Raw genomic sequence first — 17,002 nt, 5'->3', positions numbered from 1 at the left:
GGCTGTTATGATACGTAAAGACAGAGAAATGCCCCGCGAATTCGCAGAATCCATCGTTGATAAATGTGAATGGGCTGTTATGGCAATGAACGATGCGGACGGATTTCCCTACTGTATTCCCCTGACTATCGCCCGGGACGGAAATTTCATTTATTTTCATGCAAGCAAAGCTATTGGAAAAAAAGCCGCCGCCCTGGCAGCCGATTCCCGGGTATGTATGACCTGTGTGGGGGATACGAAGCGCGCTTCCGATAAATTCACCACAGAATTCGAATCGGCTGTCCTCACCGGCACTGCGTCCGAAGTCAAAGATGAACAGGAAAAAACACATGCCCTGCGGCTCATATGCGAACGCCATACTCCCGCCAATATGGGGGAATTTCAGCGGTCCATGGAGCGAAGCCTGAACAACACCGCAGTATGGAAAATAACCATTGAAGAAATAACCGGAAAGCGTAAAAAATATGACAAAGACGGGGCAGAGCTGAAATATGGGAGAATGGAATTAGAATGATTGTCAAAACGCTCGCTGATTTTAATCTGAAACAGATTGCGGCCTCCGGCCAGTGCTTCCGTCTGGAAGAAACTGCGCCGGGCCGCTTTCATCTGCTCGCATCTGACCAGTATCTGGAGATTCTTGATATGGGCGGCAGAGAAGATACCCCCGTTGGAGAGCCGTATCGGACTTATGGGTTTTCCTGCACGGAACAGGACTTTGAGGAGTTCTGGAGTCCCTACTTCGACCTTTCCGCCGACTATGGAGCCGTCAAACGTCTGGTGCCGGAACGGGACAGATATCTTCGGAATGCCGTGTCCTTCGGCGGCGGGATTCGGATCCTGCGCCAGGACCTCTGGGAAACCATGGTCACCTTCCTGATTTCCCAGCAGAACAATATTCCCCGAATCCGCCGGTGTATCCGCCTCCTGTGCAAGAACTACGGAAATGCGGTCACAGATTCCAGCGGCCAGATTCACTATGGATTTCCGGGGCCGGATAAACTCGCTTCCGCCTCAGAAGACGAACTCCGGAATTGCAACCTGGGATACCGTGCCAAATACATACAGAAAACAGCCCAGGATGTATCAGACGGAAGTTTCTGCCTGGAATCCGTCCGGCACATGGACTACCCTGCGGCCAGGGAAGCCCTGATGTCTTGCTACGGCATCGGGGCAAAGGTGGCCGACTGTATCTGTCTTTTTGCCCTGCACCATATTGAGGCCTTTCCCATAGATACTCATATACGTCAGGTCCTTGAGCGGGAATATCCCCAGGGCTTTCCTGTCTCCTGCTATAACGGCTGCGCCGGTATCCTGCAGCAGTATATTTTCTATTACGAATTATTCCATTCTGGAAAATGAACCAATTTCGTACTCTCTCATTCACGCGTGGGGGATATTAGTATAGTCAGATATCTCCCGGTCAATGGTACACAAATCTTTTACAGAAAGGCCGCTGAGCTTTTCATGCCCTGTTATTCTCGCAAAGGTCTTAAGCTCCTCCAGGGATGCGTTCAGAAAATTAGCCACTCTTCTCGCCGCGGCATCTACTTTGAAACGAGCTCTCAGCTCCGGATCTTGAGTGGCTACTCCGACCGGACACATGCCCGTACCGCATATACGGTACTGCTGGCAGGCCGCCGCGATCAGTCCTGCTGAAGCTATCGCGACTGCGTCGGCTCCCATGGCGAGCGCTTTGGCAAAATCGGAGGATACCCGCAGGCCTCCCGTTATCACCAGAGAAATATCGGAATTTATGGAATCCAAGTATTTTCTTGCCCGGTATAGAGCATAGACAGTTGGTACGCTCGTCGCATCCCGTATAATCTGAGGACTGGCCCCCGTCGCGCCTCCCCGGCCGTCAATGGTGATAAAGTCCGGCTCCGCGTAGACACAGTATTCCAAATCCTGTTCAATATGCCCGGCGGCAATCTTTATCCCAATAGGCCGTCCCTCCGAAGCCATTCTGAGCTGGGCCACCAGCTCCTTCAGCTCCTCTTTATTGGTCACGTCCCGGAAATAAGACGGGCTGATGATATCTTTTCCCACAGGCTTATTCCGAATCTTTGCGATCTCCGGAGTGACCTTGCCGCCGGGCAGATGGCCTCCCATACCCGGTTTCGTTCCCTGGCCGATCTTAATTTCAATCGCGTCGGAGTTCTTCAGATTTTCCGGTGTCACACTATAGCGGTTCGGCACATATTCAAAAATATATTTGGCAGCCGCTTCCATCTCCTCCGGCAGGATTCCGCCTTCTCCGCTGCACATGGCGGTCCCCGCCAAAGCGCTTCCCTTTGCCAGGGCAATCTTCGTCTCTTTGGAAAGAGCTCCGAAGGACATATGGGAAATGTATACCGGATTATCAATGACCAGAGGCTTTTTGGCATGCGGCCCAATGACTGTGGTTGTATCAATCTCAGCATGCTCTTCCAGAGGCATCGGGTTAAGCTGATTGCCCATTATCAAGATATCGTCCCAGCCCGGCATTTTCATCTGAGTACCCATCGCTCCTATGATCGATGCTCCGCTCACTGCCATCTGATGGATTTCCTTCATATACCGGATGCTGTCATCTTCCCGAACAAAATCAGCCGGATATTCCAGGCTCTGTTCCTTCGTCTCTGCCGGCGCCTCCTCAATCTTCTCTTTCTGTTCTACTCTGTCAAAAAATTTTTTCATCTGGTGACAGACCGGACATTCTTTGAGCTCCGAAAAGGCTTTTCCCTCTTTTTCCTCATCAAACATGTATCCGCAAATACTACATTTGTACACCGCCATAACACACCTCCGTATAAAAAATAAAATAGTAACTATTATCATTTTATTACCAAATATAGGGTTTGTCAACAAGAGAAACAAAAACCGGCGGAACCCTTCCGCCGGCTTTTACATTCATAGAAGCTTATCTGCCTTTTACATTTCTTTCTGATGAGCTGTTTTTTTCTTATGAGAGATCAGGAGGGCCGACGCCAGTATTGCCGCAATAATCCCACATATGGCAGGTAAGACAGGAGCCTGATCCCCGGTTTTCACATTTTGACCTGCCGTGCCGGCAGCTCCTTTTCCATTTTTTCCTCCCATGCTCCCCGGCCTGGATGGACCGTCCGGTCTCGTCGGATTCACAGCCGCCGTACTTTCGGAGCTGCCGCTTCCCTCTTCTTTGCTTTCTTCCGATTCCGTGGTTTCCTGCGGCTCCGTAGTTATCTCTGTTTCCGTAGATTCTTCTTCTTTCTTTGAATCGGCATACACTACGGAGTATGTGGAGAAATAGCCGGAATCAACTGTTATAGTTGAAGCTTCCATATCCAGATCCTCCAAAACCTGTGAAACAAGCTTTCCGCCAAAATCATGGGTTCGGATCAAAGCGAATTTCCGGACTGTGCCTTCAGATGGCATCAGCTCTTCCGGTACTGTAAGAACCAGGCGGAGCGGTATGCCCAGTTCTGAAATAGTCTCAGTCCGGTCCGGCTCTCCCGACGAAGCGTTTTCATATATCTGTTTTTCAATTCTTATCTCATAGTGCGCCCCGATCTGGTAATCTCCCAGGACCTGTGCCACAGAATCGGCTACATCCGACTCTGTTTCATCCTTCGGAAGCACATGCATAGCGACCACAAAACGTCCTATGGCGCCGTCCAGAAGCTGTTCCGCCTCTTCCGCAGTCATGCAGCTCAGCAGATACGCCTCCTGCTCTTTTGAAAGAATCTCTCCCTGTGCCTCCGGCAGATTGGTCTGTACTTCTACGGAAGGAATCTGCAGGAGAGCATCCGCCATTTTTTTGACCGTATCCTCTGAAACAGAACTTTTCTCCTGTTCATCCAGAGCTTCATAATGCAGCTTCATATTCAGGATATCCCGGATATCCTGTTCATCTTCCACCGCGTCCGGCAGGGCCTCGGCCATGTCTTCCAGGTCCTCCGTCTTGACCGGCGCGAAGATCACCTTCATTTCAGTCTGACCCACGGGGATAATGTTCAGCGTGTAGCTGACTTTCCCAGTATCTGACTGCTGTACCCTTTGTATCATCTCCATGCCGTTCACTGACACGGATTCGAGCTTATATCCATATTCAGGCGTTAAAGTAAAGAGCTGACCGGCCACGGGACACGAGTCTATGTCAGGATCAACGGTTCCCCTTCCTTCTGTCTCGATGTGTATGGGGTATTCCACATCGCCAGTGATCTTCGCCTCCCCGGTCAGTCCGGCCGAGATATAGTTTTCCGTATCCTCCGGAATATAGGTCCAGGTTAAGGTCTGCTCCCCCTCCTTTATAACTGCGTCCGAAACGTCCCAGCTGACCGTCCCCGGCGTATCCCCGGAAGTCAATTTAAGAGGAATCTGTGAGACAGCTGTTCCCACCGGCACATGGTCCGGAAACTGAGGATGATAAACGGGACTGGTCTGTCGGATATCTACCCATGTCGCAAAATATTCATACCAGGTGCTCAAGTTCCATTTGCCGCGGTACTCCGGGTGAGCCTTTTCGTACATCTGCACATAGCAGACATATCTCATGGAATCCCCCACATTAGTGACCGGATATACAAAGGGCTCATCGCTGACGTAAAAAAACGAACTGTCATTCCCTTTTAAAGTACAATACAAAAAGGTGTATTCTCCGTCCTCTCCCGCCAGGGGATGAGATGCCGAACATCGGATGTATTCGGTCTTTCCGTCATATTCTTTCGTTTTCACTTCTTCAAATGTAATCTGCGGAGCAGATACCGATTTGGAGAAATAGAGAGTTCCGCCCGTCACAAGCGCATTGGCAGCAACTACCTTCCCCCCTTTTGTAAAACTCCAGCCGATATCATAGCCCGCCATGCTCTCTGCTGTCTCGGGAAACTGAAAACCCGAATCCGTCTCCCATCCGTTGGCCGTTTCATGGTAATTGAGAGGACGCTTATACAGAACCTCTCTGGTCGCCAGAGTCTGTTCCTCTTCATCCAGAAACGTCACCGTCAGCGGATACGCACAATACTGCCTGGACCCGCTGTTCATCTTGGGCTGATACTGGTCGTATAAAGCCTTAGTCGGAAATACGGCAGCGTTCAATGTGGTATCAAAAAGAAAATTAGTGGTATAAGCGACCGTATCGCTGTCCGGCATATAAATCGTACGAATCCCTGTCCCTGTGAAAACGCTGGAACCCACACTGGTGACTCCATCCGGTATCTTTACCCATCCAGACAGCTTTTTACAATTTTTAAACACGTTGCTGTCCAGCACGGATAAAACGTCCGGCAGCTCCACCGCAGCGCCGGAATCTGTTTTTCCGGCAATCCGAACCCTTGTGATCTGGCCGCAGCCCATGAATGAGGAGCCGCCTATTTTCGTAATTCCGTTATTCAGGACAATATCGGAAAAATCATTTTCACTGAAAGCAAAATTCCCAATGATAGACGTCACATTGTCCGGGATTTTCAGACTCCCGGTGAAATGGCATCTCTCAAATACCTGTCCCTGTACTTCCTTAAAGGAAGGATTCTCCGGAAGGCGCAGGGTACCGTCAAACCCACAGCCGGAAAACGCGCTGGAGCCAATGCTGGTCACGCTGTCCGGTATATACAGGTTTCCTTTAATTGTCTTCTGTCCATTAAACGCGTTGCCTCCGATGGCAGTCAGCCCCTCATTCAGCACCAGAGAACAGCTGTCCATTTCACTGTATATGGAGCCAAGGGCATAGAACGCCATACTGTCTATGGTCACGAGATTGACGGCCTCGGACAGATCGATCCTTTTTACCCGTATTCCCTCGTACCTCTTCGTGCTTCCCAAAAAAGCGGAGCTGCCGATCTTCGTCACCTTCTGCCCGTTTATTTCAGCCGGTATGACGATGTCCGTATACCGGAATCCATTTTCTTCCGGAAGGCTGTTCAGATAGCTGTCGGAAAAACCGGTGATCGTGCCCTGGGAGAACGTATACATCTGGCTGTAATCCGGCTGAGAAGAAAAGACCTTGATATTGTCCACCGTCTCCTGCAGATCTTCCTTGCTCCCTGCTGCGTCCGATCTTGATCCATTCTCCATCGGAGTTTCTGACGAATCTGCAGAATCCGTCTCATGGGATTCCCCACTGCTCCCCTCCTGAGGATTCTCGCTGCTCTCCCCTTTAAAGACCGCTGTTTCCTCAGTCCCGGCCGTTTCCTTCTGTGATTCCGGGACACTGCTTTCATTGTCCGTATCCCCTGCTGTCTGAATGCTCTCCTCCGGCACCTCCGCCTGAACCGGCCCAAGACCTCCCAGTAAAGAAAGTACCATGACCATGCACATTAGAGCAGCACAGCCGGCCGCTATTCTTCGTTTCATATTTTCCCCCTATCCGCCGGATACCAGTCCATTTATAGTCCCCTCTCTATGCAGTATCTGACTTTGTTATTCCCCTATGATACTTCTTTCTCTCGTTTTAATCAACCGCTTTTATACTTTCCTCCCGTTTACTGCCTCAGGTATTTTCTGGCAAAGAAAACGGGAGGCCTTTTTTATCCTCCCAGCTTTTATATTCCATGTTTGTCAAAAAAGCTCCGAAGCTCCAGCGCATCTTCTAAAGAATTATTCCACCCGTATCTTTTAAGGTCTACAGTCCTTTCCGCGTTCACTCGGATTCCTTCCTCTTCCAGCAAAAGCTTCTGCAGGTCCGGTGTATCAAAGGAAGCCGCCCCGCTTAAATATCCTTTGGAGTTCACTACCCGATGGGCCGGGATATCCCGTCCCATAAGGCGCCGTCCCAGCGCAAACCCCACCTGTCTGGCGTTCTTTGGAAACCCGCAGAGCAGGGCGATCTGTCCGTATGTAGCCACCGTCCCGCGGGGAATCCGTCTGCAGACTTCCGCGGCCCTTTTATAAAAGTCCATATGCCCCCCTTTACCTAACTCCGTATCTTTCCAAAAAAGAAAAGACCGTTCCATAGTATTCATCGGGCGCTTTGTCCGGCGCCTGAGCATGCCCGGCTCCTTCCATTAACAGAAGCTCTTTGTCACCCGCCGCAGCGTCATACAACTCCTGGGCCATCTCCACCGGGACAAATGCGTCCTCCACTCCATGGATGATAAGAATGGGGAGAGGACACTCTTTTACCGCATTAAGGGCGGAAGCCTTTTTCAGATCGTAACCGCCCCTGAGCTTCAGCATGAGGTTCGCCCCGTCCAGCAACGGAAATGCCGGAAGGTGGAACCACTCTTTCAGCTGTTTTTTAAAGATACTGTATACGTCTGTATAAGCGCTGTCCGACACGATCGCTTTTACATTGGCGGGCAGTTTTTCGCCGCCCATCATCAAAGCACAGGACGCGCCCATGGACTGCCCATGAAGGACAATTTCCGCGTCCGGATCCTTTTCCAGGATGACATCCAGCCAAAGCTGGTTATCCAGCCGGTCTGTCCAGCCCATGCCAATAAAATCTCCTTCACTGTCACCGCTGCACCGCATATCCGGCGCCAAGACCTGATATCCCTGCTGCACATACCGGTAAGCAATTGGATACAGCTCTTCCTTCCACCCGGTATATCCATGCAGGAGCAGTACCCATCGATGATCTGCCCTCTCCTGATAAAATGCCTGAGCCACCAGACGATACCCGTCTTCCGTGGTGACCGACAGAAGCTCCGTATCCGCCGACTGAAGCCATTTTTTGGTCCTTGATATGGCCTCTGCCCGGTTCTCCTGGATATCGTCTGTCTGTACCAGCGCTTCCATTCCCTCTTCCGTCAGGTCCTCAAAGGCCTGGGCCTGCTCCATTTTTTCCGGTATCAGCGCGAGATCGATCAATACATTACAGGCGACGACATATGCTGCGGCCAGCAAAACCGCCAAAATGATCAGAGTTCGTTTCAGCCATTTCTTTTTGTGCATCTTATCAACTACTTTCTATTTTGTCGTCCACATCACAAATAGATGATCAGCAGCCCTGCCAGCAGCCCCAAAATCGTAGAAAATGTGGGGAGCTTGCTCCGATACATTAGAATTGCCTGCGGCAGTATTTCTCCAAAAACTACATAGAGCATAGCCCCGCTGGCAAACCCGAGACTCAGGGACAGCCCCAAGGGGCCCACATCTCCAATCCAATAGCCGAGCATCGCCCCCAGAATCGTCGGCGCGCCGCTAAGGGCTGTGATCAGGACTGCCTTCAGCCGTTTCATCCCTCCGCCGATCAGAGGGACGGAGACGGCCATTCCCTCTGGAATATTATGAATGCCAATCAAAACCGCCAGCATAAGAGCTGAATTTCCCATCACTCCGTCAGTGCTGGCGTAAGAAGCCCCGATCGTCATCCCTTCCGGCACATTATGCAGCGCAATCGCAGCCGCCATAACACTTCCGGCGATCAAAAGACCAAATCTGCTGTCCTTTTTCTTATAATGCTGTTCCAAATGATCGCTGTGGATCAGCTCGTCCAGATCGTCAGCCGTCTGAGGGTGATTCTTGTCAATATGGGGCACCTCCGGATTAGTCCTCCGATCGATCAGATAATTCAGCAAAAAAATCAAAACCACACCTGCTCCGATGGCCGCGACCACGGTAAATATACTCACCCCAGTACCGATGGCTTCTGTGATCAGATCAAAGCACACCACGCTGGTCATAACTCCGCCCGCAAAACTCAAGAGCAGACTGACCGTACGATTCGATTCTTTGCGGAACAGCGCGCCGATCACGCCTCCCAGCCCTGTGCCTCCTATGCCGGCAAAGGCCGTGACAATAATTAATTTTCCAAAAACTCCCATTTGGTTTATCTCCCGTATATCATTCTATTTTTTTCCTATGAGCTATTATAACGCAGAAATCATCATCTGCCACCCGCTAATTTATAATTCACCATCACTACAGTCGGAAGATATAAACCAAGACTGCCGTTCTGTTTATTCTTTTTCCAGGCACCTCAAGACCGCTCCTTTAAGATGCGCCAGATCTGCTTCATCCGGATGCAGCAGGGCCAGATCATAATTTTCAATCAGCTTCTTCATTTTCTCCGGTTCCTCAGAAAGCCTGGATTCATACCGTTTTCGAATCGCCGGGGCCATTTTACCCTGACACATATAAGAACCGATCACGGAATTGGACCCATCCAGCTGCTCTTCCACCCGGGACAAGATCTGCCGGAAATACTCCTCGCTGCCTCCAAACCCCGCCGTTCCAAACAAAAACACCTGCTTTCCGCGCAAGCTTTTCAAAAACTCGGAAACGGTCTCATCGCATGATCCCTTGTCGGTCCAAAAACCTGCAAAGATCATATCTGCTTCTTCTGCTCTCACATCCGGCGCACCGCTGTAGAGACATTCCGTTTCTGGCAGCGTATCCTTGATCTTTTCCGCCAGCAGTCCGGTATTTCCGGTTTTACTGCTAAAAACAATGGAATACTTCATATGGCACAGCCTCCTTATGCTTTTTTCTTTCTTCTGTAGCAAACGTCTTCCCCACGTCATATCTTACATTATATTGCTTTCTTTCCGTTATTTCCATAGCTCCCGCTTACTTTTCCGCCTGGGAGTTTCTCATACCGGATTTCTCGGCCGGCCATTGATCTAACCACTTTAATCCACAGGGAGGGCTTTTAAATGTGCACCGCTATGACTATACAGACCATCCATGGAGACACCTTTTTCGGCCGTACCATGGATTTTTCTTATCTTCTCGACCCTGAATTGTATATCGTGCCCAGAGGCTACCGATGGAATACGATGCTGAACACCCACCAATTCCGAAATCCCTATAGTTTCATCGGAATCGGGCAGGATATTTCCCCCATTACATTCGCGGACGGAGTCAATGAAATGGGCTTTGCCGCCGCCGCGCTCTATTTTCCGGGCTATGCCCAATATGACACCCTGGATTCTGACGATTCTTCTAAGATTCCTGTTGCTGCCATTGAACTGCTCAGCTTTCTTTTGGGCAGCTGCGCGTCGGTGGAACACGCAGTCTCACTTCTCGATACCATCCGTATCATCGGCGTGACAGATTCCATCACTCATTCTGTCGCTCCCCTGCACTGGCTTATAGCAGATCAGAACGGCAGATGCGTGGTAATCGAAAAAGTGGCAGCCGGACTCCGCCTGTATGACAATCCCATGGGAGTACTTTCCAACAGCCCCGAATTCCCCTGGCACATGGCTAATCTTCGAAATTATATGAATATAACAGCTTCTCAGCATGCTGAAGCCCATTGGAATTCCGTGTCTCTCACCCCTTTCGGCCAGGGAAGCGGCACTTTCGGCCTGCCTGGCGACTATACTCCCCCATCCAGGTTTGTTCGCACCGCCTATCATAAAAGCCATGCTTTTACTCCCACCGGGGACAAGGAGGCGGTTCTCTCGTGTTTTCACATCATGGAAAGTGTCAGTATTCCAAAGGGAAGTGTGATGACGGACCGAGGCGCTCCTGATTATACCCAGTATACCGCCTTCATAAACCTTACATCCAAGAAATATTTCTTCAGGACCTACGCCAACAGCCAAATCACCACAGCCAGTCTGGATAAAGACGGCCCGGGCGGTCCTGAGATTTTGTCTCTGGGAAAATTGAACCGTCCGGCAGAATTTAATTCCCTGCATCCCTGATTGGACTAAGCATACCTACAAATATCTTTAAAACAAACGTATCTTTATAACCAGATGAGGCAGGAGGAAATCCGATTCCATCCAGGCGGCTTGCTGGCAGCCGTAACCAGCATCTTTGCGGCGCTCGCCTTACGATGGGATCGGATTGTTCCTCTTTGTCTTTCTTCCCGCACTAAAATAAACGCTCATCTCACTTGAAAGTCATTGGAGCGGACACCGCAGCCCGCTGCTTTATGCGCGCGGGCCGTGTGGATATCCGATTCCGGGCCGGTCTAAAGGTAAGAGCCGCAGGGCAGCGGCCGGTGTTCCCCAGGCGGTGGGAGGCAGAAACGAAAAATACCGATTCCGTTTCCGAGCGAACAGGAGACGGGAAATCATCCGGATTTTCCATCGACATGTGAGCGGTACCCCTGGAGCGGGGATAAAGCGGCCCCTGCATCGCCATCGAACCGAAATCGTGACGGTCCGGAACTTCTGCCGGTGCCTAACTGGAGCGTAATCGGATATTACTAAAATGATTTCAAAAAGTATTTTGTATCATACCCAAGGGCACCCCTTAATTCATGCCCTACGGGCAGGCGCACTCCGTGCGGCAAGGTATAAAGCAAAAAACCGCCGGGGCATTCGTCCCGGCAATTTTTCAGGCAATCTCCGTTTTCCAGAGTCCATGGATATTACAGTATTCATACACCGCTTTCGGTGTCTCGCCCTTCGGCACCTGAAACACTGCCTTTGGCGCGTCATTTGGCTTAAGCTTCTTCAGGATTCCACCACAGCATGTCTCCAGATAGATAAACATGATATAATGCTCCTCAAGCATGGGATGTTCCACACTCCCCACCGTCACTGTGATGGTATCACCATCTCTTTCCACAGCCGGAAGATGCTTTTCATTGGAAGCTTCCACACAGTTGGAATCTAACTTGCCAAAGCTTTTCTCACAGGCATCTTCTCCTGCTATCACTTCCAAAGCGATACTTTGACAGCTGCCGCATTTATAAAATTCCATTTTTATTGCCTCCTTATGGCTTTTTGTATTAAATCTCCCCTAAAACTGCCAGATTATTCATGATTCAAACCTTAATCTTTTCTATTTCTTGAAGAACAAGGGAACCGGCAGAATTCCATACGTTAGTGATCGGGTCGTTTCTTTGCTTTCATGCCGTAAAAAAATCGGCGTCTCCTCTGAAGGACCTTGAAATACAAAAGCTCTATAAACGATGCTTACAGGAGATATGAGATATATTCGCTCCATGAGCTTCAGCATTACAAGTAAAAGGACGCCGCTGTAAATTATCGGAAGGGCCTCGCCAGAATCCTGTATTGGTTTAGCCCACTCGTTTGGTATATGCTGAAGGAAATGCGTGATGACAGTTAGGTTGCCCATGGCACTTCTGCTTTAAAACAATCGACAAAGACGCTTACAAAAAATATGGCAATCCCCTGATCAATTTTGCAGAGAAGGGAGCTCTTGAATCCTTCCCGTTTACTGCCTTCCCTTTCAAATCTGACCGTAAGTTCATGTGTTATGACGGTATCCTCACATAACCACAACACATACGGCCTCCACCATCATTGTGACTGTTTCGTTTTCATTTCATACAAATATTCTTACAGCCTATTATAGTCCAGGTCATCCATATTCCCAGAATTTTCCATTCCGAGATATGTCTCATAGCTGATAATTGGATATCCCGTTTTTTTGATTGCTTCTTTCATTTGAAGCATAGTCTCATCGGAAACAACAACATTGGATTCTTGTCTAACATGGTCTTCCACTGGGGAATCGTAGCCTTTCAGCAATTGCATTGCCGCTTCTTCCTCGCTTTTATCAATGTTTTCAGAAATAATTGTGTCGTTCATATCCGAATTCAGGCCGCTCAATGAATCATTATTACCACAGGCACACAGAACTCCAGCACTTAGGAAGACCATAATCCATCTGTAGACTTTTACTCCCGCCATATCGTTTCCCTATTGTACTTAATGTCAGCTGCAGCTCAAATTTATCCTGTTTCGCACGGAAGCTCTATCCGTAAATTTTCATCTTGGATATGATGAAGGAATTCTTATGTACAAGTAAAATATCTTCTTATCTAGAAAAATATTTGATCCTTATGTTTAAAAACATTACATTTGTTATGTACAATATCTAATTTCAAAGATCTTACACGCGTAAGATTTCTTGACAAAAAATAGTTCTAGATATATGTCTTCTCCCTATAAATATTACGTAAGTAAGATTTACAATTCGAATTAACCTAAAAAGAATTTTCAATAAAATATCACGAGAATATATGAACACTAATAGAGGAACCATAGCTACTTCAATGCATCATAAAACCAACGGACAGTAGACTCTCATGAAGTTCAACCAGGATCATGTAGGTTAAACCACTGTCGCATATTTAAATCTGCAAAGCTCTCGCGAACCTCGACTTTTTGAGCCAGGGTTGTCATTTCCATATCCCTCATTTCAATCCACAAGGCTCTTGCGAGCCTCGACTATGTTAAAATGGAGATATCGGGAGGGGCAGGAAATTTCAATCCACAAGGCTCTTACGAGCCTCGACATCGCCATAAAGCATATTTCTCACTGGACTATGATTTCAATCCACAAGGCTCTTGCGAGCCTCGACGCGGGAGGAACGGGACTGCCAGAGGTGTAAAGTGATTTCAATCCACAAGGCTCTTGCGAGCCTCGACAAGATCATCCGGGACCGAACAACCAAATTGTAAAAATTTCAATCCACAAGGCTCTTGCGAGCCTCGACCTCTACTCTGGATAATGCCATAATGGATATTCAATTTCAATCCACAAGGCTCTTGCGAGCCTCGACAATGACAGACGGGAAAGTACAATATCTGATTGCGATTTCAATCCACAAGGCTCTTGCGAGCCTCGACGCTGGAGGCGGTGGACGCCGGGATCAGCACCGTGATTTCAATCCACAAGGCTCTTGCGAGCCTCGACCGAGAAGATCGCAGAGCAATTTACAGAAGAAGTATTTCAATCCACAAGGCTCTTGCGAGCCTCGACGGCGGTGTCAATGCTCATGTGTCCGGTTATCTGATATTTCAATCCACAAGGCTCTTGCGAGCCTCGACATTTAAGCAGCTATCAAACAAGGAGGATAAAGCATATTTCAATCCACAAGGCTCTTGCGAGCCTCGACTGCGAACGATGATCAAGGCGACGAAGACCTGACAATTTCAATCCACAAGGCTCTTGCGAGCCTCGACCCTAATTGGAACAGGAGGAGATCATGTGTACGATATTTCAATCCACAAGGCTCTTGCGAGCCTCGACACGAGAAAATTAGAGGATTTCATGAATCAAAAGATTTCAATCCACAAGGCTCTTGCGAGCCTCGACGGCAAACACGCACAATTGTCGGTTATTATTTCAAAGATTTTTTGTGCAAGACAACCAATATCAAATAGAAAATTTACACCTTTAATCAAATTTACCTCTTATTCGCACTAAAACTCGGTGCGAATCTCCCAGGGAATCCATGTTCGCTGTAGGTTCGCACGGCCAAATCTCTTCCTTCGGGCCCCTATAATATCAAAGGATCGTCTACCTTCAGTCCGCGCTGCACTCCAAAGTGTTCAACCTTTCCGTTATAATGATTTCCTAAAGAATAAAAACGCAAGCTATCCGCTTCTTCATCTATTTCCTTCAATAGGAGATGCTTTAGCTTCACATACTGGGCAGCATCCACCCGGCATTCGAAAACAGAATTTTGTACCCGTGTACCATAGTTTACGCACTGCTTGGCCACGCGTCTTAAACGACGTGCCCCTGCCGCTTCTGTGATGTTGATATCATATGTTATCAGCACAAGCAAATATAATCACCTCATTTCCATAAAAACGGCGGATATGCGTCTAAATCGCCTCGTAAATATCTGGATAAAAGCATAGCTTGCGCATAAGCAACCAGTCCCCATTGAATCTTTTCTTTTAGATAAGGATGCATAATCGTTTCCTGCTTGCACTTCTGCCAGGCAGATAAAAAGCGTTTTCTTGCTTCATCAGTCATAAAAATGGCTCCGTTTTCTTTTCTCAGGAAATCTTTTCCAGTAAATGTCCCGAGGTTTATCTGTGTTACAACAAATCGGTCTGCCAATGGAGCTCGCAGTTCTTCAAGCAAATCCAGCGCTAAAGACGCTCGTCCGGGACGAACCGTATGAAGATATCCCACTGCCGGATCCAATCCTACTGTTTCCAAGGCACCTGTTATCTCATTTCCCAGCAGCGTATACGCGAAGGAAAGCATTGCATTCACTGGGTCCAGCGGAGGGCGGCGATTTCTTCCATCAAAAGCAAACACATCCTCATTCCGAAGAATCATCTGAGAAAACTCTCCAAAATACACTTTTGCCGCTATTCCTTCAATCCCCATTAACTCACTCCGGCTTCCTGCATTTTCCAGATCCGTCAAAGACTGGAGCATCTGGCCCACAGCACTATTAATTTTCTCCTGGTCGATACGCATAGGATGATCACGTTTCACTCTCTCAAGACACCACCTGCCATTATAAATTTTTCCCAATAGAAACGATCTGGCGATAGCAAGCGACTGCATCTCGTCTGCTGCCCGGAAATATTGTGTTTCACGTAATAGCACATTTCCACTCACCGGCCCGGCAACCCTCGCCAGGAACCGGCCATGCTGGGTCAAAAAGCAAAGACCAATGCCCTTTTCTGCACAAGCTCCCATCAATGCAGGACTTACACCTTTATAGCCAAAGCAGACAACCCCTTCCAGATTGTGAAGCGGTATACGCCCCAGTTCACTTTCTTCGTGCAAAAGTACAATATTTTCTCCATCCAACGACAAATATACATTCGGAGTCGTAACATATAAAGTATTCAACAGTTTCTTCATTGTCCGTCCTCCTCATGAAAAGCTCTTCGATTATATTCTGAAGCCGAGACTTGCTTCGTTAATCTTGGCTGACAGATTTCCTCAAGGGAACAGTTCTTACAGGCTTTTCCCATTTTTGCTTTCGGTGTGTATCCTTTTATCATCAGCTGGTGCATTTCTGCCACAGAGTCTTTAACCTTTTGCCGCAGTTCGTCTGTCAGCATAATCCTCTGCCGACGCTTTATCTTTCCATAATATAGGGCAGCCTCGGGAATATCTGTCACGAACATTTCCTCTAGGCACATCGCCTGTGCACAAAGCTGTAATGCATCTGCCCCTTGTACATCCGGTTGCCCCAGCTTATATTCTACAGGATACAGTCTCCAACGCCCGCTCCGCCCTTGAATCGGAACTCCGTCTTCATCCTTGTAGAGTTCTACCATATCACATACGCCAGTGATTTTCAGTCTTTGAGAGCGCACGGGCATTCCTCGGGACAGCAATACAGCTCCCCGCGCTTCTGTAAAGCTGTCGTCATGTACCCGCTCATGCATATAATGCCCTTCCAATGTCAGTACGTTTTCTTCCCAAAGCTGTTCAATATGAACCAATGCCCAGCGCCTTCGGCAAAACTGAAAATGCTTCAGTCCTGAGATCATCAAAAGATCCGAATCATCATTCGCCATCCAGAACCTCCGGATCGAGGCCATCCAGATTCGCTGTACTTACCGATACATTACCCTGGTCATCGCAGGTTACCTGCAGCGTCCGATGTACTTTAGCGGATGAATATTGACCACTGGCGCAATTATGTTTCCACCAGATCAGCTTTACAACCTCCATACTGCCGGCCGGACGGGCAGAGGTCTCGTCATTACAGAATAAGGTTCTCAGCGCTTCTTTTAATGCTTCTGCATCTTCTTCACTAAAACCTGTCTTATCTGCAAGCTGAACGTTAATCGCCCCATAGGTAACGTAAACGCCAAAATCCACCCGATGCTTCATTCCCATTGTGTCGCTTCCCTTTTTATCCGGATCTTTTCCAGTCTCTAGATTCACAGATTTCGTAATTTGGGAACTTGTGATATTAACCGGCTCTATGCTGAAAGCAGATTGAATGCTGACTGGGCCTCGAATACCAATTGATACGGCATCTGACTCTTCTTCCTCCTTCTTTCCCTTTTTAAAAGCAAAGACCTGTCCGAAAGCCCTGACATCATACCATATTTCACACGCCTGTCTGGCATAATCCTCCCTGGTCTTTTTCCCCGCTTTAATCTGTTTCGTACACTCCGCCAATGCCGGTTCATTATCCGCTCTATCTTTTAAAGAGCGGAACGTATCTCCCTTCCTGCGTCTGTCATCAGACTGAACAAAAATATTCTGTCCTTCATCCAGCAATCGGTTACGGATTTTACGCTTCAGGCAAACATCTGAGACTTCCCCCAGCCCTTTGTATGTAGTTCTCGGGCGATTTCCATCCAAAGGATCTCCATTGGGATTTGCATTTCTTGCAGTAAAAACCAGTGCGAAATCAATTTTGTTTTTCAATACAGACATAATCGTATCTCCTTTTCTT

General features: G+C 48.4%; 16 protein-coding genes and 1 CRISPR repeat array. Of the genes, 4 read left to right on the top strand and 12 right to left on the bottom strand.

The window, feature by feature from the left end:
• Window positions 1–7: 7 nt before the first annotated feature.
• Together H9Q78_RS09595 and H9Q78_RS09590 are read left to right on the top strand one after the other, a co-directional pair.
• Window positions 8–514: a pyridoxamine 5'-phosphate oxidase family protein gene (locus H9Q78_RS09595; RefSeq protein ID WP_249301300.1), complete on the top strand. Its 507-nt coding sequence runs from the start codon at window positions 8–10 to the stop codon at window positions 512–514.
• A complete protein-coding gene (locus H9Q78_RS09590) occupies window positions 511–1,359 on the top strand; it encodes a DNA-3-methyladenine glycosylase family protein (protein ID WP_249301299.1) in 849 nt (282 codons plus the stop codon). The genes H9Q78_RS09595 and H9Q78_RS09590 overlap by 4 nt, the downstream gene beginning before the upstream one ends.
• A gap of 21 nt (window positions 1,360–1,380) precedes the next feature.
• Here the strand turns inward: H9Q78_RS09590 and H9Q78_RS09585 are convergent, their stop codons facing one another.
• From H9Q78_RS09585 to bilS, 6 genes are all read right to left on the bottom strand, one after another.
• On the bottom strand, window positions 1,381–2,775 hold the full coding sequence (locus tag H9Q78_RS09585) for a glutamate synthase-related protein (RefSeq protein WP_249301298.1): 1,395 nt from the start codon (window positions 2,773–2,775) through the stop codon (window positions 1,381–1,383).
• Window positions 2,776–2,910: 135 nt separating this feature from the next.
• Entirely contained in the window at window positions 2,911–6,306 is a 3,396-nt protein-coding gene (locus H9Q78_RS09580; protein ID WP_249301296.1) for a leucine-rich repeat domain-containing protein, read from the bottom strand.
• Between the two features lie 188 nt (window positions 6,307–6,494).
• Window positions 6,495–6,851: an MGMT family protein gene (locus H9Q78_RS09575; protein ID WP_249301295.1), complete on the bottom strand. Its 357-nt coding sequence runs from the start codon at window positions 6,849–6,851 to the stop codon at window positions 6,495–6,497.
• 10 nt (window positions 6,852–6,861) lie between these two features.
• Window positions 6,862–7,848, bottom strand: coding sequence for an alpha/beta hydrolase (locus H9Q78_RS09570; RefSeq protein WP_249301292.1), 987 nt, complete (start codon window positions 7,846–7,848; stop codon window positions 6,862–6,864).
• Between the two features lie 32 nt (window positions 7,849–7,880).
• Window positions 7,881–8,720: a ZIP family metal transporter gene (locus H9Q78_RS09565; RefSeq protein WP_249301290.1), complete on the bottom strand. Its 840-nt coding sequence runs from the start codon at window positions 8,718–8,720 to the stop codon at window positions 7,881–7,883.
• Window positions 8,721–8,855: 135 nt separating this feature from the next.
• Window positions 8,856–9,359, bottom strand: coding sequence for a flavodoxin family protein BilS (gene bilS, locus H9Q78_RS09560; RefSeq protein WP_249301288.1), 504 nt, complete (start codon window positions 9,357–9,359; stop codon window positions 8,856–8,858).
• 192 nt (window positions 9,360–9,551) lie between these two features.
• On the opposite strand from bilS, the gene H9Q78_RS09555 reads away from it, so the two are divergent.
• Together H9Q78_RS09555 and H9Q78_RS09550 are read left to right on the top strand one after the other, a co-directional pair.
• On the top strand, window positions 9,552–10,550 hold the full coding sequence (locus tag H9Q78_RS09555) for a linear amide C-N hydrolase (RefSeq protein ID WP_249301286.1): 999 nt from the start codon (window positions 9,552–9,554) through the stop codon (window positions 10,548–10,550).
• Window positions 10,551–10,798: 248 nt separating this feature from the next.
• The gene (locus H9Q78_RS09550) at window positions 10,799–10,951 is read left to right on the top strand and encodes a hypothetical protein (RefSeq protein WP_249301285.1); all 153 of its coding nucleotides are present in this window, start codon (window positions 10,799–10,801) and stop codon (window positions 10,949–10,951) included.
• A 239-nt stretch (window positions 10,952–11,190) separates the two neighbouring features.
• On the opposite strand, the gene H9Q78_RS09545 is transcribed toward H9Q78_RS09550, so the two are convergent.
• From H9Q78_RS09545 to cas7c, 6 genes are all read right to left on the bottom strand, one after another.
• Window positions 11,191–11,559 (bottom strand): desulfoferrodoxin family protein, encoded by a 369-nt coding sequence (locus tag H9Q78_RS09545; protein WP_249301283.1) that lies wholly within the window; start codon window positions 11,557–11,559, stop codon window positions 11,191–11,193.
• A 602-nt stretch (window positions 11,560–12,161) separates the two neighbouring features.
• Entirely contained in the window at window positions 12,162–12,515 is a 354-nt protein-coding gene (locus H9Q78_RS09540; RefSeq protein WP_249301281.1) for a hypothetical protein, read from the bottom strand.
• Window positions 12,516–12,956: 441 nt separating this feature from the next.
• A CRISPR array of direct repeats spans window positions 12,957–13,926; the repeat unit is 33 nt; unit sequence ATTTCAATCCACAAGGCTCTTGCGAGCCTCGAC.
• 184 nt (window positions 13,927–14,110) lie between these two features.
• On the bottom strand, window positions 14,111–14,401 hold the full coding sequence (gene cas2 / locus H9Q78_RS09535) for a CRISPR-associated endonuclease Cas2 (RefSeq protein WP_249301280.1): 291 nt from the start codon (window positions 14,399–14,401) through the stop codon (window positions 14,111–14,113).
• 11 nt (window positions 14,402–14,412) lie between these two features.
• Entirely contained in the window at window positions 14,413–15,444 is a 1,032-nt protein-coding gene (cas1c, locus tag H9Q78_RS09530) for a type I-C CRISPR-associated endonuclease Cas1c (protein WP_249301279.1), read from the bottom strand.
• Window positions 15,441–16,109, bottom strand: coding sequence for a CRISPR-associated protein Cas4 (gene cas4, locus H9Q78_RS09525; RefSeq protein WP_249301278.1), 669 nt, complete (start codon window positions 16,107–16,109; stop codon window positions 15,441–15,443). The genes cas1c and cas4 overlap by 4 nt, the downstream gene beginning before the upstream one ends.
• Window positions 16,099–16,983 carry a type I-C CRISPR-associated protein Cas7/Csd2 gene (gene cas7c / locus H9Q78_RS09520; RefSeq protein WP_147595347.1) on the bottom strand — a complete coding sequence of 295 codons (885 nt, stop codon included), beginning with the start codon at window positions 16,981–16,983 and terminating at the stop codon, window positions 16,099–16,101. Before cas7c ends, cas4 begins: the two co-directional genes overlap by 11 nt.
• Window positions 16,984–17,002 lie beyond the last annotated feature (19 nt).

It is taken from the genome of Qiania dongpingensis (genome assembly GCF_014337195.1).
Classification (GTDB): Bacteria; Bacillota; Clostridia; order Lachnospirales; family Lachnospiraceae; genus Lientehia; species Lientehia dongpingensis.
The sequence above is the reverse complement of the archived record's forward strand: the minus strand, read 5'-3'. Positions and strand labels throughout refer to the sequence as shown.